Raw genomic sequence first — 21,170 nt, 5'->3', positions numbered from 1 at the left:
GGCCACGTGATGGGAACGATGGATGGCGGCAAGCGCAATGCCCTGCTGCCGGGCCATTTCAGGCAACTGCTCCAGCGCGCAATCAATCGCCGGATAGGCATAACCGTGGTTGGCGTCGATCGACAGGACGCCCGGCTTCACGCGCGTCGCCACCGGCCGCGCCTTGCCATCGACTTTTCCCACCCGCGCCTGGCGGACATAAACGGGGATACGGCGAAAACCGTGACCGCTCTGGCCGGCAGCTTCAGATGCGACGAGCGCCTTCGCGACCGAGCGGGCGTTTTGCGGCAGAACGCCGTTGCGCTCAAAGATAGAGGATACGAGATCCTCCGCCTCTGCGATTGAGAATTTCATTCCGGAATGCCTCTGCTTGGTAAAGTCGACAAAGACCTACACCATCGAAAACATTCGCGAAATCTTATTCACGCGCAAACGGATATGCGCGTGAAGAATAGTGGACATATCCGTTTGATTTAAACGGGTTCTAGCGGATGCTGATCGGTAGCGTGATCGTCTTGCTTGCTTCCGGAGGCGGAGCAGGCACAGGTGACGCACTCTGAATCCAGGCCGCAATCTGCTGGTCGATTGAGGAATCGCCGGTGGATTGGACCACGCTGACCCCGCTGATCGCGCCTGCATCATTGACCCTGAACCGCACCGTTGCTGTCATTGCATCACTGCGAAGCGAACGTGGCTTGCGCCGCTGGATATGTGAGCGAACCTTCGATCCCCATTTTGCCGGTGAGGCGGAAGAAGAAGAAAAGAAACCGGCATTGTTGCGCGATGCCGCTGTCCTGTCGGACTGCTGTGCCTCGGCCTTTGCCGTTTCACGCAATTCCGAGGCCTGCTGCGGTTTGGGGCGCTGGCGCTCGACCTTCTTTTTCTCTTCCGGCTCTTTCTTTTCGACCTTCTTTTCAACGGGCGGCGGTGGCGGCCGAATGACAGGCAAGGGAACCTCGATATTTTCGAGTTCCGCCATCATCTGTTCCTGCACGGGGTCGATCTGCTCTACCGGCTCAGGAATTTCCTGCGGCTCGACAATCTCCTCAACCGGCGGTTCCGGCGGCTGCACGGGTTCCGGCGGTGGCGTTTCCGCAACCGGTTCCGGTGGCGGCGGTTCCTCCGGTGGAGGTTCCTCCATCGGCTGGCTGTTGTCGCTTTTTACCTCTTCGGCGTCCTCGACGTCCTGCGCCGGTGTCGTTTCCTCGGTGTGGACGGCTTCCGGTATCGCCGCCATCTCGATCATGATCGCGGCTGGCGGCGGCCCGCCGGCATCGAGTTCTTCCGGTTCCTGCATCAGATAATAGGCAAAACCAGCATGAACGCTCAGCATGAGCAGCGCTGCGGCGGACCACAGCGTCACTTCCCCCAGACGGGAATGTCGGGACTGCGGGTAGCCGTTTTCAGTCATGGCGCCGTTCCCGGCGCCGTCGGCGCGGCGGGCTGGGCAGCATTGGCGGGCGGCGATGCCGCACCGACATTTTCCAGACCCACCAGGGCGATCTTCAGATAGCCGGCATCCCTAAGCAGGTTCATGATTTCCATGAAGTGACCGTAGTCGACCGCCTTGTCGGCGCGCAGGAAAATGCGCGTATCCTTCTTGCCTCCCGTCTGCCGGTCGATCGAGGCCGCCAGTGCTTCCCGGGCAACGACATCATTGCCGAGGTTGAGCGAGAGATCGTCCTTGACCGTCAGATAAAGCGGCTCTTCCGGACGCTCCGCCGGCTTGGCGGTGGATGCGGGAAGGTCAACATTCACATCCACCGTGGCCAACGGCGCAGCTACCATGAAGATGATGAGCAGAACCAGCATCACGTCGATGAATGGCGTGACGTTGATCTCGTGGTTTTCGGAGAGATCGTCTCCGCTATTTTCGCGAATACCGCCAGCCATGACCGATCACCGTCCAACCAGCGAGACTGCGGGCTTGCTGGTGCTGCCCGGCGGAATGCGGCGGAAATCGAGGTCGCGGCTCACGAGGCGCTCCACGCCGGCGGCGGCATCCGCCAGCAGATGACGGTAACCAGTGATGGAGCGGGCAAAGACGTTGTAGATCACCACCGCCGGAATAGCGGCAACGAGGCCGATGGCGGTGGCGAGCAGCGCCTCGGCGATGCCCGGCGCCACGACGGCAAGGTTGGTGGTCTGTGATTCCGAAATGCTGATGAAGGAGTTCATGATGCCCCAGACCGTGCCGAACAGGCCAACGAAAGGAGCGGTGGAACCGATTGTCGCCAAAGCACCGGTTCCGCGTGACATGCGGCGACCGGCGTGGGTTTCAATACGCGACAGTGCCGAGGAGACACGCTCCTTGATGCCACCGCCGTCCGTGTGTTCGACCACCGCATCGGAAAGCTGCATTTCATGGGTTGCCATGCGCAGCATGAGTGCCGCCGGTCCGCCCTTGTTTTCGACGGCATCGGTCGCTTCCGTCAGGGTTTTCGCCCTGCGAATGACCTTGAGCGTTGCCCCGGCGCGCACCCGCGCACCGGCAAGCTCGATAGACTTCGCCACCCAGACCGTCCAGGTGATGAGCGACGCGAAGGCAAGACCGATCATCACGCCCTTCACGACCCAGTCCGCGGCCATGAACATGCCCCATGGCGACAGGTTATGCGGGATGTCCGCACGATGCTCGGCGCTAGTGGGTTCGGCACTAGCGGGTTGGGCGCTGGTGGGCTCGGGGCTGACGGGCTCTACCGGAGTGGAGACTTCGTTCGGCGCAAGCGTTCCATTCGTCTGGGGTGGCTGCTCGGTCTGCGTCGGCTGCGGCGCAGCGCCTTCAGTTGCGGGCTGAGCAGGTGCAGGCTGGTTCGATGGCGGCTGGACGGGGGCAGCGGCCGGCTGTTCCGGTGCGGTTGCGGACGGCGGCGCAACAGGCTGGAGTGCCGGAGCGCTCGGCGTCGCTGGCGTTTCCACCGGCGGCTGGGCGGGCTGAACCGTTTCCGCCTGAGGCGCGGGCTGGGCCTGGGGTTCGGATGCTGTCTGAGCCAAACCCGCGCCGGCACTCAGCCCGGCCAGCAGTGTAACTGCCACAGCGAGGGAAACATGCCGTGTTTTGTTTGCCCTGGTGAAGGACGCGGAAGAAGTGGAGGTCTCAGCTGACATAATTTTTATCCCGGATTTCCGTCGATGAACTCATCCGTAGATTGGCCGGTTCGTGAAAGCCGGGGTCATGAACGGATGCCGTCGTGAAAGCTTGACGTTCCGATAATAAACCTGAGTTCTTTTGACAACTATTATATTATCAAAAGACGACCCGTAAACTCTTCTTTACAAAAAAGTGACCGTTCGCGTGGCCTCAGCCGTTTTGCGACGGCGAAAATTGCGCCACCAGGGCATGCCGGTCGCCGGGATAGGTCACCCGAACGCGGGTGACGTAATCCGTCCCGTGCCAGGTACGTCGGTCGATGACCAGACATGCTGCACCGGATGCGATGCCCAACGCCACCGCATTCTTGCGGTCGGCGGAGACTGCACTGATGCGATGTTCGGCTGCACTCCAGGGCACCATCTTCAACAGCCAGGTGCCCGGACCGGTCTGCGAAAAATCCGTAAATTCCGCCTCCGGGACGGCGGTGACATTTATGATGCGTTCTTCAAGGCAAAAGGGAATGCCGCCGGCAAAGTGCGTGCAGGTGAGTTCCAGCACCCGGGCGTCGGCGGCAAGCGCCATTGCCGCACTGTCTTTTTCACCCGCAGGGCGCAGACGTCGCTTGTCTAGACGGTATCCGTAAACGAGGCCGAGGGCCTGAACCTCCCGCTCGATATCATGAATTTCCAGCACGGCCGATTGCGCATGGGGCTGGCGAACGAAGGTGCCGAGGCGTCGGCGTCTTTCAATCAGGCCGCGCTGCACCAACTCGCCCAACGCCTTGTTCACCGTCATGCGCGAACAGGCATATTGCCGGGTCATCTCGTGCTCGAAAGGAATACGGTGCCCCGGCGGCCATTCGCCTGACATGATATGGCGCTCGACATCGTTGCGGATGCGCTCGTGCAGTGATTTCTCCTGAAGATCGGCGCCTGTACTCCTCATCCCGATGCTTCTCTCCTCCCGGTTCGCTGGATCAACTATCCATGGGCAGCGGCGGCGATCGCCTCGCTGCGGATTTCCTCCGTCAGCTTCGCGCGCAGCTGCGAAAATTCCGGGCTGGCCTTGACGGTGTAGTGACGCGGATGCGGCAGGTCGACCGGCGTGATCGACTTGATGCGACCCGGCCTTGCCGACATGGTCACCACACGCGATGCCATGAAGACCGCTTCTTCGATATCATGGGTGACGAAAATGACGGTCTTCTGCTCCCGCTCCCAGATGCCGAGCAGCAATTCCTGCATCAGCCCGCGCGTCTGGTTGTCGAGGGCGCCAAAAGGCTCATCAAGCAGCAGGATTTTCGGGCCGTTCGCCAGGGCGCGGGCAATTGCCGTTCTCTGCTGCATGCCGCCGGACAGCTGTTTCGGCCAATGGTTCTCGAAACCGCGCAGGCCGACCTTATCGATATAACTGTCGACGATCTCCCATTTTTCCTTCTCGGCGACGCCGCGTTCGCGCAGACCGAAGGCGACGTTTTCCCGGATCGTCAGCCAGGGAAACAGCGTGTAGGACTGGAACACCATGCCGCGATCCGCTCCCGGTCCCGTCACCGCCTTGCCGGACAGCAGGACCTCGCCGGTCGTCGGGCGGTCAAGCCCGGCGATGATGCGCAGAAGGGTCGATTTTCCGCAGCCCGACGGGCCGAGGATGGTAACGAAATCATTGCGCGGGATTTCCAGATTGGTCGGCTGCAAGGCCAGTGTCGGCTGCCCGCCCTGCACGCCCGGAAAGGTGCGGCTGACGCCCTTGATAACGAGTTCGCTCATCAGGCAAGCCTCCAGGCGAAAAGCTTCCGGTTCAGCGATTTGAACGCGAAATCGGAAATGAGGCCGATAACACCGATGACGATGATGCCGAAGATGATCTGGCCGGTCGCCATCAGCGCCTGGCTGTTGATGATCATATAACCGATGCCCGAGGAAGCACCGATGAGTTCGGCGACGATGACATAGGTCCAGGCCCAGCCGAGAACGAGACGGAGGATTTCGGCAATGTCAGGCGCATTGGCGGGAATAAGGACACGGCGCACCACACCCCGGTCTTTCGCACCCAGCGTATAGGCGGCCTCCACCAGATCGCGCCGCGTGCCGGCGACAGCCACGGCCACCATCAGGATGATCTGGAAGACCGCGCCGATGAAGATAACCAGTAGTTTCTGCATCTCACCAATGCCGGCCCAGAGAATAAGCAGCGGCACGAAGGCGGAAGCCGGCAGATAGCGCGCGAAGGAGACGAAGGGCTCAAGCAATGCCTCGATGGGCTTATAAGCCCCCATGGCGATGCCAACAGGCACGGCGACGACCGACGCCAGCACAAAACCGCCCACCACGCGCCAGATGGTCATGCCGATATCACTGGCAAAGCCCTGATCGGTCAGCAGATAGATACCGTCCTTCAGCATGGTGATGGGGTCGGCCAGAAAAGTCGGCGATACGAAGCCGCCCAGCGTGGCGAGGCCCCAGGCGGAGAAAAACAGCACGAAGAACAGAATGCCGAGGGCAATTCTCGTGCTGTTCCTGATGGGTTGAAGTGGTTGCATTCTGTCGCCTGTGTGGGAGAACCGGCGCGGCAGCTGCGCCGCGGCCTCAAGGCGCCTCCACACCATTCGCGGCGTAGAAGACGCTTTTCTGCATGTCATTGGCGGCAACATTCCGGCAGGGGAATGAAGCCGCCTGTGGGCGTTACTTGATGAAGGATGTATCCGCGAGCGTCGAAAGATCGGGCTTCGACTTGATCACGCCGATTTCGAGAAGCAGATCGGCCGACTTTTCGGAGAAGGTCTTGAACTCACCTTCGAAGAATTTCTGGTTGGCGGCCTTGTCCTGCCATTCCAGGAACTTTGCCGAAGCCGCAAAGGCCTCTCCCGCCTGCTTCACATCTGCACCCATCGTCGCATAGGATTTCTCAGGGTCCGCCTTGATGAGGTCGAGCGCCTGGAAATAGCTGTCCGCCAGGGCTTTCGCCGCCTGCGGATTGTCCTTCAGGAAATCCGGCGTGCAGCCGAACGTATCCATAACAGCGGGATAATCGAGCGTCGTGGCGAGGATTTTGCCCTTGTCGGGGGCAGCGCGCACGGTGGACAGATAGGGTTCATAGGTCATGGCCGCATCATTCTGGCCGGCGACGAATGCCTGCGCGGCCGGTCCCGGCTCAAGGTTGACGACCTTCACATCCTTCAGGGTCATGCCGTTTTCCTTGAGGATCCAGGCAAGGAAGAAATAGGGAGAGGTGCCCGGCGCGGAAGCGGCAATCGTCTTGCCCTTGAGGTCCGCGACCTTTGAGACGTCGCTGCGCACCGCGATACCATCGGCACCATGGGATTTGTCCATCTGGAAAATCTGGGTCGCTTTCACGCCATTGGCGTTCCAGGCGATCCATGTTTCTACCGTGGTGGCGGCGCACTGGATGTCACCGGAAGCGAGGGCCAGATGCCGGCTGGCCTGCGGTATCTTCTTGATATCGACCTTCAGGCCGTTCTTTTCAAAAATCCCCGCCTGCTTGGCAAGGGTAAGCGGCGCAAACCCGGTCCAGCCGGACATGCCGATGGTCACCGATGTCTCAGCATAGGCGGAAGCGGATGAGACAAGCGCTGCAATTGTGGCGATAACCCACGTTTTTTTCATGGTCTGAACCCCTTTTGATTTATTTTTGTGCGACATTTTTTATCGCTTTATTTGAGGCATGGTAGGCAGGGTTTTTAGATTTGTCTAGACAAAGTAGAGGCGTTTGCTCGCTTCCGGAAAGATTGCAAATCGGGCCCCTACCGTCCTACACATAGAGTTATACGGACCTGCACCGGTTCGCCGTTTTCGCATCGAGCTGCCATGACCAGACAGAGACGTCGCAACATCATCAAGGCAAGGCGCACCGGAACCGGCATTGCGCTGGTTGCCGCCATTTCCTTCATCGCCGGCATGACGGATGCGGTGGGTCTTTACGTTTCCGGAGATTTCGTCTCCTTCATGACTGGCAACACGACACGCGCCGCAGTCTCGATGGAGGCAGGCATATACGCCCACGCCGTCAAACTGCTTTTCGCCATCGTCGCCTTCGTGGCGGGCAATGCCGGCGGCATCGTGGTGGCGCATAAATTCGACCGACGCATCTTTGCGGTTCTTATGGCGGTGGGCGGGCTGCTGGCGATTGCGGCACTGCTGCGCGACGAGGCTTCCGGTCTCGTGCAATTTTATCTCGTCGTTTTTGCCATGGGCATGGTCAATGCCGCCGTGGAGCATATTGAGGGGCTGCCTATCGGGCTGACCTATGTAACCGGCGCCCTTTCCCGTTTCGGTCGCGGCATCGGTCGCTTTCTGCTCGGCGAACGCAGCCTCGACTGGGGCATCCAGATCGTACCATGGCTCGGCATGATCACCGGCGCAATCTGCGGCGCCGTGTTAGGCGCCACACTGCATTCGGATGCCCTATGGGTGGTTGCGGCTTCGGTTTTCGCTATAGGCTTCGCCACCCTCGTCATTCCGCGCTCGCTTCGCCAGCGATACAATCAGAGGGTCAAAATCCGGCGGATTGCGCCATAAGGGCTGCCGACGTCACTTACGCGAAATGGTGACGAATTTCGTGCCGCGCACCCGCACCGTCATCAGGCAAGGCTCCTTGTCGGTGCGTTCGCAATAACGCGGATGCATCTTCAGCACGAAGACCATGTTGCCGAAACGCTTGATGAAATCGTAGCCGTAAATTCGGGCCGTGGCGATCATCAGATAACCGCCCTCCTTCACCTGGACATAGAAATTGTAAGGGCATCCCTCGTCGTCACAGGCGCGGCCTTTTTCGCCGTCGCAATCCAGAACACCGTGATTGACGACGGCATCCATCAGCCCGTCATTATTGATATCCAGCCGTGTGACAAAATCGTCGCCGAAGGCCGCCACCTTGCACTCCTTGCGGAAATGGTCCTTTTCATAAATCTCGGGATCGTTCACCAGCTGCTGCTGTGCTGCCAGCGCCACCGGAAACATCAGAAGAACCAGTGTCTGAAGAGCGACAACGATAGCGATTCGCACGGCATTTTCCTTTGCATCCGTTTCGGTTATGGATGTTGCGATCATCCGGGCGGCCAGCCTAGAGTTTAGTGCTTGCGCGACACTGACGTGTTCGCAGCCCATGTTTCGGGGGAACCTTTTTATGACACTGCTGGGTTTTCTCGACTATGCCGGTGTCGCCATCTTTGCCGCAACCGGTGCCCTGGCCGCCTCGCGCAAGCAGCTCGACCTGATCGGTTTCCTGTTTTTCGCAGCCGCGACCGGGATCGGCGGCGGCACGGTGCGTGACCTCGTGCTGGGCAGGGCGCCGGTCTTCTGGGTGGTGAACCCAACCTATATTCTGGTCTGCGTATCGGTCGCTGTCCTGCTGTTCTTTACAGCACATCTTTTCGAATCCCGTTACCGGGTGCTGCTATGGCTCGATGCCCTTGGCCTCTCCGCTTATTGCGTGATGGGGGCAGCCAAGGGCCTCGCCGCAAGCGGCTCTGCAACCGTTGCCATTGTCACCGGTGTTCTGACGGCCACATTCGGCGGCGTGCTGCGCGATATTCTTGCCGGGGAACCCTCCGTGCTTCTGCGACCGGAAATCTACATCACCTGCGCGCTTTTGGGCTCTTCCACCTTCATTGTCGTCTATTTCCTCGGCGCGCCGCTTTATGCCGCATCCGCCGCCGGCGTATTGACGGCTTTCGGCGTCCGGTCTGGAGCGCTGATCTTCGGATGGACTTTCCCGCCCTACAGGGCCAAGCCCGGCAGGCGCCCCGAAGACATCATGAAGTGAGCGGGCTAAAGCCGCCTGAAACAGAAATGGCGCCCGTGGGCGCCATTTTCATCTCCGGTATCTGCCGAGGGCCTCAGCCGCGCTTGCGGCGAAGGCGGATGACCACATCCACATGGGCGATTTCCATGCCTTCAGGCGCTTCCGGCAGGTTGCCGATGTGGAGATTGTTGACGGGGATGTCGAGAACCTCGTTCTCGCCCTCAACGAAGAAATGGTGGTGATCCGACACGTTGGTGTCGAAATAGGTGCGGGCACCCTCGACAGCCAGAACGCGGATGAGGCCGGCCTCGGTAAACTGATGCAGCGTGTTATAGACCGTGGCGAGAGAAACAGGCACGCCGGCCGTGACCGCCTCATCGTGCAGTTCCTCGACCGTCAGGTGGCGATCACCCTTTGCGAAGAGAAGATCGCCCAAAGCCACACGCTGACGCGTGGGGCGCAGCCCCGAGCGCCGCAGCCTCGTTCCGATATCCAAAGTGGCGTCAAATGCCATGCAATCCCATTCCAAGCACAGGGGTGAAATTCACCAATTGCATTAGCATATATCTTTTGCAGCGAATGCTTTCAATAGTTTCAGCGCCGCGAGACGCGGCAAATGGCGGCAAACCGGCCATTCTTGCAAATTTCCTCTGGTTCCTGCCGGATGGTTCCTGTATGCGGACGACATATTGAGGTAATGACTTCTGCAAAGAAGGTTCTGAAGACAAAGAATGGGGGCGAAACGGCCTCTGCCCTTGCAGCGCTTCATTTTGAACCTAACTTGCTCTAGTGAAGTCAATCAACACCAGTAACTGGGGAAGTGAAAGCGGTATGGCAACGAGGCAATCAAGTTACAATTATGAGGAGATCCTGTCCTGCGGTCGCGGCGAATTGTTCGGCCCGGGAAATGCCCAGCTCCCATTGCCCCCCATGCTCATGGTTCACCGCATCACCGAAATTTCCGAAACCGGTGGCGCGTTCGACAAGGGTTTCATCCGCGCCGAATACGATGTCAGCCCCGATGACTGGTATTTTCCCTGCCACTTCCAGGGCAACCCGATCATGCCGGGCTGCCTCGGCCTTGACGGCATGTGGCAGCTGACCGGTTTCTTCCTCGGCTGGCTGGGTGAAGAAGGCCGCGGCATGGCGCTTTCCACCGGCGAAGTCAAATTCAAGGGCATGGTTCGCCCGAACACCAAGCTCCTGCAATACGGTATCGATTTCAAGCGTGTGATGCGCGGCCGTCTGGTGCTTGGAACCGCCGACGGCTGGCTGAAGGCCGACGGAGAAACCATTTATCAGGCGACGGACCTTCGTGTAGGGCTGTCGAAAGAAAAGACCGCCTGAAGCAGACGGAATAAGTCTTGGCAAGGCCGGGCGGCGTCGGTCGTCCAGCCGAAATCTTAAGAAAAGGTCCCTTTCATGAGACGAGTTGTTGTCACCGGCCTCGGTATTGTTTCTTCCATCGGCGGTGATGCCGCTGAAGTCACCGCATCGTTGCGCGATGCCAAATCCGGCATTTCATTTTCGCCGGATTTTGCCGAACACGGTTTCAAATGCCAGGTCTGGGGCAAGCCGTCTCTCGACCCGACCGATCTGGTCGACCGCCGCGCCATGCGCTTCCTGTCGCAGGGCGGCGCGTGGAACCATGTCGCCATGAAACAGGCGATCGCCGATTCCGGTCTCGAAGAGAGCGACATCAGCGGCAATGAACGCACCGGCATCATCATGGGTTCGGGCGGCCCTTCCACCCGCACCATCGTTGAAGCGGCCGATATCACGCTGAAGAACAACAGCCCGAAGCGTATTGGCCCCTTCGCCGTGCCGAAGGCCATGTCGTCCACCGCGTCCGCGACACTCGCCACCTGGTTCAAGATCCACGGCGTCAACTATTCGATCTCATCGGCCTGCTCCACCTCGGCGCATTGCATCGGCAACGCCGCCGAGATGATCCAGTGGGGCAAGCAGGATGTGATGTTTGCAGGCGGCCACGAAGACCTCGACTGGTCGATGTCCAACCTCTTCGATGCCATGGGCGCAATGTCGTCCAAATATAACGAAACGCCTTCCCTCGCTTCGCGGGCCTATGACGTTAATCGCGACGGCTTCGTCATCGCTGGCGGCGCTGGCGTACTGGTTCTCGAAGAGCTGGAACATGCAAAGGCGCGTGGTGCGAAGATTTACGCCGAGATCGTCGGTTACGGGGCAACCTCCGACGGTTACGACATGGTGGCTCCATCAGGCGAAGGCGCGATCCGCTGCATGCGGCAGGCACTCGCCACCGTCAAGGGCGACATCGACTACATCAATACCCACGGCACCTCGACGCCGGTTGGTGACAGCAAGGAAATCGGTGCGATCCGGGAAGTCTTCGGCGACAGGATCCCGCATATCCAGTCGACCAAGTCCCTCACGGGCCATTCGCTCGGTGCGGCCGGCGTGCAGGAATCGATCTACGGCCTGTTGATGATGCAGGAACGCTTCATCGGCGAAAGCGCCCATATTTCCGAACTTGACCCGGAATTTGCGGGCGTTCCGATCGTTCGCAGCCGCATCGACAACGCCAAGATCGACACCATCCTTTCCAATTCCTTCGGCTTCGGCGGCACCAACGCCACGCTGGTCTTCCAGCGTCATAACGGATAATTGCCCATGAACGGCATCATGCAGGGTAAACGCGGCCTCATCATGGGCGTCGCAAACAATCACTCCATCGCCTGGGGTATTTCCAAGGCACTTGCGGCGCAGGGCGCGGAACTGGCCTTCACCTATCAGGGCGAAGCGCTTGGCAAACGCGTAAAACCGCTTGCCGCAGAACTCGGTTCCGATTTCATCGTGCCTTGCGATGTCGAGGACATCGCCTCTGTGGACGCGCTTTTTGCGGCAATCCGCGAAAAATGGGGCTCGCTGGATTTCGTCGTGCACGCCATCGGCTTTTCCGACAAGAATGAGCTGAAGGGTCTCTACGCGAACACAACCCGCGACAATTTCAGCCGCACCATGGTCATTTCCTGCTTCTCATTTACGGAAATCGCCAAGCATGCCGCTGAACTGATGACGAATGGCGGCTCGATGCTGACGCTGACCTATAATGGTTCGCAACGCGTCATCCCGAACTACAACGTCATGGGCGTCGCCAAGGCGGCACTCGAAGCGTCCGTGCGTTATCTCGCTGCCGATTACGGCCCGCGCGATATTCGCGTCAACGCCATCTCGGCTGGCCCGGTCCGCACGCTGGCGGGCGCCGGCATTTCCGACGCACGTGCTATTTACGCATGGAACCAGAAGAACGCGCCGCTGAGGCGTACGGCGGATATCGAGGATATCGGCGGATCGGCGCTTTACCTGCTGTCCAACCTGTCGCGCGGCGTAACCGGCGAATGCCATTATGTGGACTGCGGTTATAACATCACCTCGACACCCACGCTCGAGGTTCTCTCCAGGGCGGATGCAGAATAACCCAGCCTTTTCAGGTTCAACGAAAGCCCGGCAATATGCCGGGCTTTTTGTATTATGCACCGTCTCAATTTCGGAAATCACTAAAGTATAATTCATCGAAGTAACTGAATTTAAACACCGGGCTGGTTATGGTCCGCAACAAATTCAACGGTTGCGCTTGCCGCATATTCTAGAGATCGACACATATGCGACTGGCCAGACTGACGCCATTGCTGAAAAAATTCGGGGTCTCGCGCGAAGGGACAGCGGCCATTGAATTCGCGATTCTCGCCATTCCCTATTTCCTCGTCGTTTTTGCGATTATTGAGACTTTCATCGCCCTGATGGCGGAACAGGTCGTCGTGAATGCCACGGAAACCATGGCGAGGCGTCTGCGCACCGGGCAGATCAGCAGTTCGATTTCGAAAGAGGATTTTCGCAAGAGCTTCTGCAACGAAGTATCGGTGATGATCACCTGCTCTGCGGACGAGATTAAAACCGAACAAAAACTCTATATCGACCTTCGCTCCTTTCCTGCCTTCAAGGACATACCCACGACGGTGCCACTGAAGGCTTACGGCGAATATTACGATCTCGACACGGCGCAATTCGGCTTCAAGCCGGGCGGACCGGAAACGATCAACATGCTGCGCGTTTATTATCGCTGGCGTGTCATCGCCGATATCATCCGACCTTATCTTACAAAAATACGTCCAGCTGACGGGTCTATGCCCTCGCATTTCCTTATCGTCGCGACCGACGCTTTCGTGAACGAGAAATACACCACAAGCGGGGGCTCATGATGGCAGGGCTGATGGCCGCCGTCGCGAACGGCAGACTTCGTTTTACAGCACTCGTCACACGCTTCGTAAAAGATCGCCGTGGTGTGGGCGCTGTGGAATTCGCAATTCTCTTCCCGATATTGCTCGCCCTCTACGTGACATCCTTCGAGCTGACCATCGGTTACAATACCTATAAGCGAGCAAGCAGCGCTTCAGCGACGATCAACGACCTGATCTCCAAAACGAGCTCCGTCGACAAGACTTATCTCAAAAACATGCAGAATGTTGCGGCGGCTGTCTTCGCGCCTTACAGCACGAACGGTTTGAAGCTGAAGATCAGTGGCGTAACGATTGACAAGCAGAAACAAGCGAAAATTGCCTGGTCCTGGGATGAGAACGACCAGAGACCATATGCGGTGGGATCGGCAGTGGCGGTTCCAACCCGCCTGCTCATCGAAAACAGCTTTCTCATTCACGTCGAGCTTTCCATCCAGCATGAGTTGCTGATGTTCATGCCCGACATCGCCTCGTCCGGCGTAAGGTCGATCACCATCGGCCGTGATTATTTCTTCAAGCAGCGCGATGCGGAGGTCACCTGCACCAATTGCTGAGCCATAAGGCGCAGCAAAAGGGACCTCCCACATACTCCGCTTCTAATAGACGTCACGCAGATAGCGCTTTTCGCGCTTCAACCGGTTCACATAATCGCTTGCCGCTTCAGCAGAAATGCCGGCTTCGTCGGCGACGATCTGGTGCAGGGCGTCATCTACATCCTTCGCCATGCGGGTCGCATCACCGCAGACGTAGAAATATCCGCCTTCTTCGAGCCATTGATAAAGCGCCTTGCCGTTCTGGCGCATGCGGGTCTGGACATAGATCTTTTCCGCCTGATCCCGCGAGAAGGCAAGGTCGAGGCGCGTCAGCACGCCATCACGACTCATGTCGCCAAGCTCGTTTTCGTAGATGAAATCCGACTGGCGGTGCTGGTCACCAAAGAATAGCCAGTTCCTGCCGTTTGCACCCCTTGCCTGCCGCTCCTGCAGAAAGGCCCGGAAAGGCGCGATGCCCGTGCCCGGCCCGACCATGATGACAGGCGCGTCATTATTCTGCGGCACGCGGAATGCCTTGTTGGGCGAAACGAAAATCCCGGCATTCTGGTTGGCTTCCACCCGATCCGCCAGATAGGTGGAGCATACGCCGCCACGCTCGCGGCCTTCGGCACGATAACGCACGCTGGCGATCGTCAGATGCACGCTGTTTTCCGCAACCAGTGGGCTGGAGGAGATGGAGTAAGCGCGATGCTGCAGCGGCTTCAGGAAGGTCACGAATTCGGCAAGATCGAATATGGGCTTTCCGCCGAGATTGAGCAGATCGAGAATATCCTTGCTCCAGAGAAAGGCGGCAAGCTGCTCCCTGTCTCCGTTGGCAAGGATATGGCTCAACTCGTCATATCCTGCGCGCTTGCCGATTTCGGCCACCAACTCACGCGAAGGCGTCGATATCTCGAACATGTTCAGAAGCGCATCGCCAACCGGCCGGTCGAGCCCGGCGACCTCGCCATCCGCGCTCGCTCCAAAGCAATCGAGCAGAGCACCGACCAGTTTCGGATCGTTGAGGGGGACCACACCAAGTGCATCACCGGCCTCATAGTCGAGGCCGCTCGCGCCGAGATCGAATTCGTAATGACGAATCTCCTTGGACGAGGCCGGGCCGGAAAGGAGGCGATTGACGCTCACCCGTGACGAATAGGGGTTCTTGCGACCCCAGCCCTGTTTTGCCCGTGCCGGCGGCTCGGCGACCACAGGCGTCACCGCGGCTGCATTGCCGCCATCGATGGCGAGGGCAAGCGGCAGCGTCTCGCCGATCCAGGCGGCGGCGGCATCCTCAAAATCGATATCGCAGTCAATACGCGTCTTCATGCGCTTGCCGCCGAGCTGTTCAAAGCGCGTATCGATAAGCTTGCCCGCCTGGCAGAAGCCGTCATAACCGGTATCGCCGAGTGCAAGAACAGCGAAATTCATCTCATCCAATCGCGGTGCACCATCGGCGGCAAGCGCTTCCCAGAACAGCTGGGCATTGTCAGGCATCTCGCCTTCGCCATAAGTTGAGGTGACCACGATGACCCGCTTCATGGAGCCGAGACTGTCCATGGAAACGTCGTCCAGTGCCGTCACAACCGGCTGCATGCCCTGGGTGCGGGCAGCGGCAGCGATATCCATCGCCAAGGCCTCGGCGTTGCCAGTCTGGGTGCCGACAAGGATGTTCAGCAGGCTGGCCGCCGCCTTGGGGGCAGCAGCGGCCACAGATGTGTCGAGGCTGATGGCGGTGCGGGAGTGGAGCCCGGCCAGAAAACCGGCGAGCCAGGCGCGCTGGTCGCCGTTAAACGGTGCATCCTGTGGAATGTAAGGTATCTTCATCATGCTGCCCTGTTCTGGCTGGATGCGGTGGCAAGGTCTGGAATGGCGCGAGCGGCGAAAAGCTCCTCGAAGCCCGGCAGGCGGCCGATCTTCTCGATGTTTTTCCGGTTCTGCTGAATGATCCAGCCATAGGTGCCGGGGCTGTCCACCGACCAGATGTTCCGGCGCGCCAGCGCCTGTTTGTAATCGTCAAGCCGCTTGGCCGCGATCATCACCGCAAGCTGTTCGTCGCTATGGTCGGAAAGCGCTTCGCGGGCATATTTCAGCAGCCGCTGCATCAGCGCGTAATCTTCCGTGAGGATGAGATTGCGCACAGCCTTTTCGATGGCAGGATCAGAAGGGCCGGATGCCATCGGCAACCGTTGCAGGGCGATGGCCTGCGCCATGCTCAACACGGTATAGTTATTGAGCAGCGCATACATGTCTTCCGTATCCGTCTCGCCATAACCCGGCACCGTTCCATTCAAAACAGCCTTGCGGTCGCGATAGGCGAGCTTGAACTTGCGCAGCTGATGGGCGGCAAGTGCCGAGGCCAGTTCCTCCAGCAATTCCTTGCGGGGCTTTGCTTTGAGGATTTCGTCGCTGTCCTGATAAAGCAGCAGGGCGCGCGGCATACCGTAGACGAAATTATGCTGTTCGCTTTCCCAGTTTTCCAGAAGCCATGCCGCCTTGGCCGAGCCGGTCTCTGCGACATGCAGGCTCAGAAGCTGGTGGACTGCCTGATTGTGGATCGCTGCCTGTTCATCCTCACCGGTGATCGAGCCGAGCAGGATGGAGTCGTGGCTGACCTTCTTTGGCAGATCGCCATAGGGATCATATTGATAGACGAAGCCACCGCTCATGCCGTTACCAAAACCCTTGCCGAAACTGCCGAGGTTGAGAACCGCGCCGTTGGTCATATATTCGCAGGCAAAATCGCCGACGCCTTCGACCACGGCGGTGGCGCCGGAATTACGCACCGCGAAACGGTCGCCCGCCTGCCCTTCCACGAAGGTGCGGCCGCCGGTTGCGCCGAACAGCGCGAAATTACCAACCAGCACATTACCACCCGCCTCTTGCGAACCGCCGCCGGGCGAGCGCACGACGATGGTGCCACCACAAGCGCTTTTGCCGACACCGTCATTGCAGGTGCCGGTATGCACCATGACCATGCCGTCGTTGCAGAAAGCGCCGAAGGACTGACCGGCGGAACCTGACGTATCGATGCGCACCGAACCCGCTTCCAGAAAACGGCGGCCACGGCCATCCCGCTTGACGGCCGGAAGCGCGTCCAGCTGCTCATCGGAAAGTTCGTGGTTCAACATGCGTTCGATATCGACGGCGAGCTGGCCGCCGACGCTCTTGTTGCAATTGTTGAGGAAACGATTGCCGCCAAGCTCGATGTTCTCGCGCTTGCTGTCAACCAACGCCGAACGCACGAGATCGATGAAGGCATCGTCGAGTGCGAAGTCCTTTTCCATATAGACCGGGCTGTCGATCTTCACCTCTTCGACCACGGCAAGCATTGCCCGGAGGTCAAGCTGGCCGACGCTTGCCGGATGATCGAGGAGGTGAAGAAGGTCAGAACGACCACGGGCTTCCCGCAGCGAGGCAATGCCAAGCCCGGCCAGAATCTCGCGCGTTTCATGGGCGATGTTCATGAGATATTGCGCCAGCGCCCGCGGATCGCCGTTGAAGGCTTCCTGATTGGTGGTGAGACCGGCCGGGCACTTGATGTTGCAGTTCTTCGCCATCACGCATTTCAGCATCATCAGCGCCGTTGTGCCGAATTCGAAACTGTCGCCGCCAAGTAACGCCGACTTCACAACGTCGCTCGCCGTCTGGTGCGCGCCGGAACAACGCAACAGCACCTTGGCACGAAGGCCAGTGGCGCAGAGCGCCTGATGCACCTCGGCAATGCCGATTTCCGCCGCGCGGCCGGTATATTTGAGGCTGGTAACGGCCGCCGCACCCGTGCCGCCGGTATTGCCTGCAACGTTGATCACGTCGGCACCAGCTTTGGCAACGCCGATTGCAATCGTGCCTATGCCTTCCGACGACACGAGCTTGACGATGACGCGCACCCGCGCCGCCTTGGCGTCGTGAATGAGCTGGGCCAGATCTTCGATCGAATAGGTATCGTGATGCGGCGGTGGCGAGACGAGTTCGACGCCTGGCGTGCCGCCGCGTGCCGCCGCGATTTCCACCGTCACCTTGGGAGACGGCAACTGCCCGCCCTCGCCCGGCTTTGCGCCCTGGCCGATCTTGATCTCGATCTCTTCCAGCATTGGATCGGCAAGATAACCGGCCCAGACACCGAAGCGGCCGGAGGCGAACTGCTTGATGCGCGAGGCACGGATGGTGCCGTAACGGGAGATATGCTCACCGCCTTCGCCGGAATTGGACATGCCACCAACCATGTTGGTGCCGTGGGCAACCGCCTCATGGGCAGCCGCGACCAACGCGCCATGGCTCATCGCACCCGATGCGAGGGTCTTGGTGATCTCGCTTGCCTTTTGCACGGTATCGAGCGGAATACTATCCGGTGCGGTGCGGATAAGCGACAGATAGGCGGACGCCTCACCCTTTGCCTGAACCATGAGCACACCCCCTTCCAGCCAATGGCCGGCGATATCGTCACCGAAACGGTCGAGCAGCGACTGGCCAAGTGCGGCGAGGCGGGCAAGTTCATGACCGTGTGGGCCGATCAGCTGTAGCCGGAACGCGCCGTCTCCTGCCTCTTCGCAGCGCAATCCGCGCACCATGAAGCTGTTATTGCCCTGCCGGGAAAACCGCCCCATTTCCCGGCGGAATTCTTCGGCCGAACCGGCAAAGGTCACATCGGCCGGCAATTCCAGAACATCGCGCAGGGCGGCCGGGCGGCGCGCCCTTTCTTCTGCCATCATACGGGCAAAGGAACGATAACCGGGCGTCACCTCGAATGCGTCGATGGCCTCCGGGGTCAGTCGGTCGAAGCTGTTGTGATAATAGGCCGCATCGTTAAGACCGAAAGCGTCCTCCAGCCGGTTGAGCGGCAGAAGGCGCAGAGCATCCTCGTTTTCGGTTCCCTTGTCGAAACCGATCTTTTCCTCCGTCATGTCCACGAAGCCGCGAACTGCCGTCGTGCCATAGGAATGCCCGGCACCTTCAGCGCGTTCCTTGAAAAGACCGAGCAGCGGAATGTCGTTCTCCCCCTTCACCGACAATGCTTTTCGATGCCAGTCCGCAACAGCCTGCGCGATGACGGCAAAGGTGACGCCGCCAACCGGGGTCTTCACATTCGGGAAATAGCGCTTCAGGACGGGATCGTTGGTGTCGAGGAAATTCGGCTCGAAGAACTCGCCGCCGATATAACTTTCCGCCGTGCACAGGCCGACTTTGCCCATGGTCTTCATCAGCGACTTTTCCGCCGCCTTGGCGAAGCGCTTGAACGCCTTGTCGGCCTCGGCGCCGAATTTCTCTTCCGCACGGAACTGTACGCCGAGCGGATAGACCGCCGAAGCACCGAAACCGAGGCCGGCAGCGATATGATGGGAGGAGGAAAACTGGCCGCTCTCGACGATCAGGGAAACACGTAGCCGCAGACCTTCCTCGATCAGCCGCTGATTGATGGCGGAAACGACCATGATCATCGGCAAGGCCGCGCGGCCTGCCGAGACATGGCGGTCGGTGATGACGGCAATCCCGCCCTGCTCGGCTGCGAAAGCCGCAACCTCGTCGCAGAGGCCATCGATCGCTTGCCGAAGCACTGCCTCATTGGCATCAGCCGCATCAAAGATCGGCGTATAGAGCATTTCGAAACGACGAACCGGTGTCTCGGGCTGCTCGCGAATACGCAGCATGTCGAGGTGGGTGAGGATCGGCGACCGCACGACGATCTGGCGGGCCTTGGCAGCGCCGCTATTCGGCTTTGCGCCCAACGCCACACGCAGCGTCATACCATCGGCCTCACGGATACTGTCGAGCGGCGGATTGGTGACCTGCGCGAAACGTTGCGAGAAATACTTCGCAACCCCACCTTCCTGATCGGACAATGCGTTGATGGCATTGCCGTACCCCATCGCTGAAATCTTTTCCGCACCGGAGGCCAGCATCGGGTCCATCAGGAACTTGAAGCTTTCCTGATTGTGCGAATAGGCGACATAACGCTGGTGCCGTTCCAGATCGCCATTATAGCGCAACGGTGAGCCTTGCTTGTCGGCGGGCACTTCCGGCAGATCACCAAGCATCACTCGCGCTTCAGATAGCAGCGACGAATAGTCCCGCTGCGAGGCCAGAAGCTCCAGCGCCTCGACCGTGGAAAAGGCACGACGCTCAGCATGATCGTAATAGAGCATGCCGCCCGCCTCAATGCGGCCGCGGCGGATGACGCTTTCCGCCGGAAAGGCGATCTGACCTGCCTCAGACATGACACAGAGATAGTCTTCCGTCTCGACGGTGCGCAGCGGGCGCAGGCCAAGGCGATCGAGACGTGCACCAATGATAGTGCCGTCGCCGAAGATCAGCGCGGCGGGGCCGTCGTTCTTCTCTTCATAGAGCGAGAAATATTCCAGCATCGCCTTCACACCCGGCGACAGGGTGTCGTCGTTTTCCCAGGCCGGCGGCATCATCGAGACCACGGCGGTGACGAGGTCGAGACCATCCTCCATCACCCGCGCCTGCAATGTCTGGTCCAGACGGCAGCTGTCCGACTGGCCCTTCGGCCGGATAATGCTGGCATTCTTCGCCAGCGCCACCGCCGCTTCTGACAGCCGGTTCTTCTTGTCGGTGTTCAGCTCACCATTATGCGCCATCAGGCGGAAGGGCTGCGCCATGGAGGGGTGCGGATCGGTATTGGTAGAGAACCGCGTGTGGAAATACATCGTATGCACTTCATGGCGCGGGTCGGTCAGATCGCAGAAATAGGGCATAACCTCCTGGGAGTTCAGACGGCCCTTGAGCACCTGCGTGCGCGCGCTGAGCGACAGAGGGTAAAAACCGGCAAGCTCCGGCACGGTGTAAGCGAGCGCTTCGATGGCAAGCAGCGCCTTGTGGATGCGCCAATCGAACTCGGCAAGGGTTGCGCATTCCACTGGTGCCGAAAAGACCCATTGGCGGATCGGTAACTGGTAGGGGATTGCGGCGGGACGGATGGCCGCGTCATTGACCGGCACATCGCGGACCAGCAGGACCGAAAAGCCCTGCTCTTTCAGGGCGCTGCCGATAATACCGACGGCCTCACCGTGGAAAGCCGGGTTCTGCGGCAGAAAGAAATTGCCGACGCCGAACCGGCCGGCCTTGAGGGCACCTTGTCCCGTCAGCTCACGAAAAAAGGAGAGCGACAGGTCCAGCGACACGCCCGCACCATCGCCAACGCCTTCCGCCGACATGCCGCCGCGATGCGGCACGGCACAGAGCGCCTCATGACCGCGCTTCAGCACATCATGCGTCTGCACGCCGTCCTTGCGGGTGATGAAACCGACGCCACAGCTGCTTTTTTCAAAAGCCGCATCGTAAAGGCCGAATTTTTGCTCCGTCACGCTCAAGGCACTCTCCTCTCATTGCGCATTTCGCGCGGCATCACCCTCTTTTCCCGAAACCCGGCGCGTCAGCCGGCACTCTGCGGGCGGAGCCGCAGGCGACCTGGCTGCTCCTCTTTTTCTGCTTATCGGCGTTTAATGGCGCGAACGGTCGTTTTGCGGCCGGCAAACGGCGTGGCGG

19 protein-coding genes are annotated in these 21,170 nt (G+C 59.6%); 7 read left to right on the top strand and 12 right to left on the bottom strand.

The features are described from left to right. The 8 genes from AKG12_RS31080 to AKG12_RS19715 all read right to left on the bottom strand — a co-directional run. A partial coding sequence (locus tag AKG12_RS31080) for an Ldh family oxidoreductase (RefSeq protein WP_285277767.1) occupies positions 1–354 on the bottom strand: 354 nt, incomplete at its 3' end. 130 nt (positions 355–484) lie between these two features. Beyond that, positions 485–1,411 carry a TonB family protein gene (locus tag AKG12_RS19745; protein WP_052820140.1) on the bottom strand — a complete coding sequence of 309 codons (927 nt, stop codon included), beginning with the start codon at positions 1,409–1,411 and terminating at the stop codon, positions 485–487. Beyond that, positions 1,408–1,893: a TonB system transport protein ExbD gene (gene exbD / locus AKG12_RS19740; RefSeq protein ID WP_046799164.1), complete on the bottom strand. Its 486-nt coding sequence runs from the start codon at positions 1,891–1,893 to the stop codon at positions 1,408–1,410. Before exbD ends, AKG12_RS19745 begins: the two co-directional genes overlap by 4 nt. A gap of 6 nt (positions 1,894–1,899) precedes the next feature. After that, entirely contained in the window at positions 1,900–3,108 is a 1,209-nt protein-coding gene (exbB, locus tag AKG12_RS19735) for a tonB-system energizer ExbB (protein WP_052820139.1), read from the bottom strand. 193 nt (positions 3,109–3,301) lie between these two features. Further along, a complete protein-coding gene (hutC, locus tag AKG12_RS19730) occupies positions 3,302–4,039 on the bottom strand; it encodes a histidine utilization transcriptional repressor HutC (protein ID WP_052820138.1) in 738 nt (245 codons plus the stop codon). A 35-nt stretch (positions 4,040–4,074) separates the two neighbouring features. Beyond that, complete coding sequence (locus tag AKG12_RS19725) at positions 4,075–4,860, bottom strand: ABC transporter ATP-binding protein (RefSeq protein WP_046799161.1); 786 nt, start codon at positions 4,858–4,860, stop codon at positions 4,075–4,077. Further along, on the bottom strand, positions 4,860–5,633 hold the full coding sequence (locus AKG12_RS19720; protein WP_046799426.1) for an ABC transporter permease: 774 nt from the start codon (positions 5,631–5,633) through the stop codon (positions 4,860–4,862). The genes AKG12_RS19725 and AKG12_RS19720 overlap by 1 nt, the downstream gene beginning before the upstream one ends. Positions 5,634–5,775: 142 nt before the next feature. Continuing rightward, a complete protein-coding gene (locus AKG12_RS19715; protein WP_052820137.1) occupies positions 5,776–6,717 on the bottom strand; it encodes an ABC transporter substrate-binding protein in 942 nt (313 codons plus the stop codon). Positions 6,718–6,918: 201 nt separating this feature from the next. Between AKG12_RS19715 and AKG12_RS19710 the strand changes: the two genes are divergently transcribed. Next, positions 6,919–7,629, top strand: coding sequence for a YoaK family protein (locus AKG12_RS19710; protein WP_052820136.1), 711 nt, complete (start codon positions 6,919–6,921; stop codon positions 7,627–7,629). Positions 7,630–7,641: 12 nt separating this feature from the next. On the opposite strand, the gene AKG12_RS19705 is transcribed toward AKG12_RS19710, so the two are convergent. Next, positions 7,642–8,160 carry a hypothetical protein gene (locus AKG12_RS19705; RefSeq protein ID WP_046799158.1) on the bottom strand — a complete coding sequence of 173 codons (519 nt, stop codon included), beginning with the start codon at positions 8,158–8,160 and terminating at the stop codon, positions 7,642–7,644. A 76-nt stretch (positions 8,161–8,236) separates the two neighbouring features. On the opposite strand from AKG12_RS19705, the gene AKG12_RS19700 reads away from it, so the two are divergent. Beyond that, positions 8,237–8,875 carry a trimeric intracellular cation channel family protein gene (locus AKG12_RS19700; RefSeq protein WP_046799157.1) on the top strand — a complete coding sequence of 213 codons (639 nt, stop codon included), beginning with the start codon at positions 8,237–8,239 and terminating at the stop codon, positions 8,873–8,875. A gap of 73 nt (positions 8,876–8,948) precedes the next feature. Here AKG12_RS19700 and irrA read toward each other — a convergent pair whose 3' ends face one another. Next, positions 8,949–9,368: an iron response transcriptional regulator IrrA gene (gene irrA / locus AKG12_RS19695; RefSeq protein WP_046799156.1), complete on the bottom strand. Its 420-nt coding sequence runs from the start codon at positions 9,366–9,368 to the stop codon at positions 8,949–8,951. A gap of 317 nt (positions 9,369–9,685) precedes the next feature. Between irrA and fabA the strand changes: the two genes are divergently transcribed. The 5 genes from fabA to AKG12_RS19665 all read left to right on the top strand — a co-directional run bounded on the left by fabA (position 9,686) and on the right by AKG12_RS19665 (position 13,685). Further along, positions 9,686–10,201 (top strand): 3-hydroxyacyl-[acyl-carrier-protein] dehydratase FabA, encoded by a 516-nt coding sequence (fabA, locus tag AKG12_RS19685; protein ID WP_035219583.1) that lies wholly within the window; start codon positions 9,686–9,688, stop codon positions 10,199–10,201. A gap of 75 nt (positions 10,202–10,276) precedes the next feature. Beyond that, the gene (gene fabB / locus AKG12_RS19680; protein ID WP_046799155.1) at positions 10,277–11,500 is read left to right on the top strand and encodes a beta-ketoacyl-ACP synthase I; all 1,224 of its coding nucleotides are present in this window, start codon (positions 10,277–10,279) and stop codon (positions 11,498–11,500) included. A 6-nt stretch (positions 11,501–11,506) separates the two neighbouring features. Next, positions 11,507–12,313 carry an enoyl-ACP reductase FabI gene (fabI, locus tag AKG12_RS19675; RefSeq protein WP_052820134.1) on the top strand — a complete coding sequence of 269 codons (807 nt, stop codon included), beginning with the start codon at positions 11,507–11,509 and terminating at the stop codon, positions 12,311–12,313. A gap of 185 nt (positions 12,314–12,498) precedes the next feature. Continuing rightward, complete coding sequence (locus tag AKG12_RS19670; protein ID WP_046799153.1) at positions 12,499–13,095, top strand: TadE/TadG family type IV pilus assembly protein; 597 nt, start codon at positions 12,499–12,501, stop codon at positions 13,093–13,095. Continuing rightward, a complete protein-coding gene (locus AKG12_RS19665) occupies positions 13,092–13,685 on the top strand; it encodes a TadE/TadG family type IV pilus assembly protein (RefSeq protein ID WP_046799152.1) in 594 nt (197 codons plus the stop codon). The genes AKG12_RS19670 and AKG12_RS19665 overlap by 4 nt, the downstream gene beginning before the upstream one ends. 42 nt (positions 13,686–13,727) lie before the next feature. On the opposite strand, the gene AKG12_RS19660 is transcribed toward AKG12_RS19665, so the two are convergent. Both AKG12_RS19660 and AKG12_RS19655 read right to left on the bottom strand, forming a co-directional pair. After that, entirely contained in the window at positions 13,728–15,494 is a 1,767-nt protein-coding gene (locus tag AKG12_RS19660) for a diflavin oxidoreductase (RefSeq protein WP_082178953.1), read from the bottom strand. Next, a complete protein-coding gene (locus AKG12_RS19655) occupies positions 15,491–20,995 on the bottom strand; it encodes a glutamate synthase-related protein (protein ID WP_052820133.1) in 5,505 nt (1,834 codons plus the stop codon). Before AKG12_RS19655 ends, AKG12_RS19660 begins: the two co-directional genes overlap by 4 nt. Positions 20,996–21,170: the final 175 nt, after the last annotated feature.

This window comes from Agrobacterium sp. SUL3, assembly GCF_001263295.1.
GTDB lineage: Bacteria > Pseudomonadota > Alphaproteobacteria > Rhizobiales > Rhizobiaceae > Agrobacterium > Agrobacterium tomkonis.
Note: the sequence above shows the minus strand (reverse complement) of the source record. Positions and strands in the feature narration are given on the sequence as shown.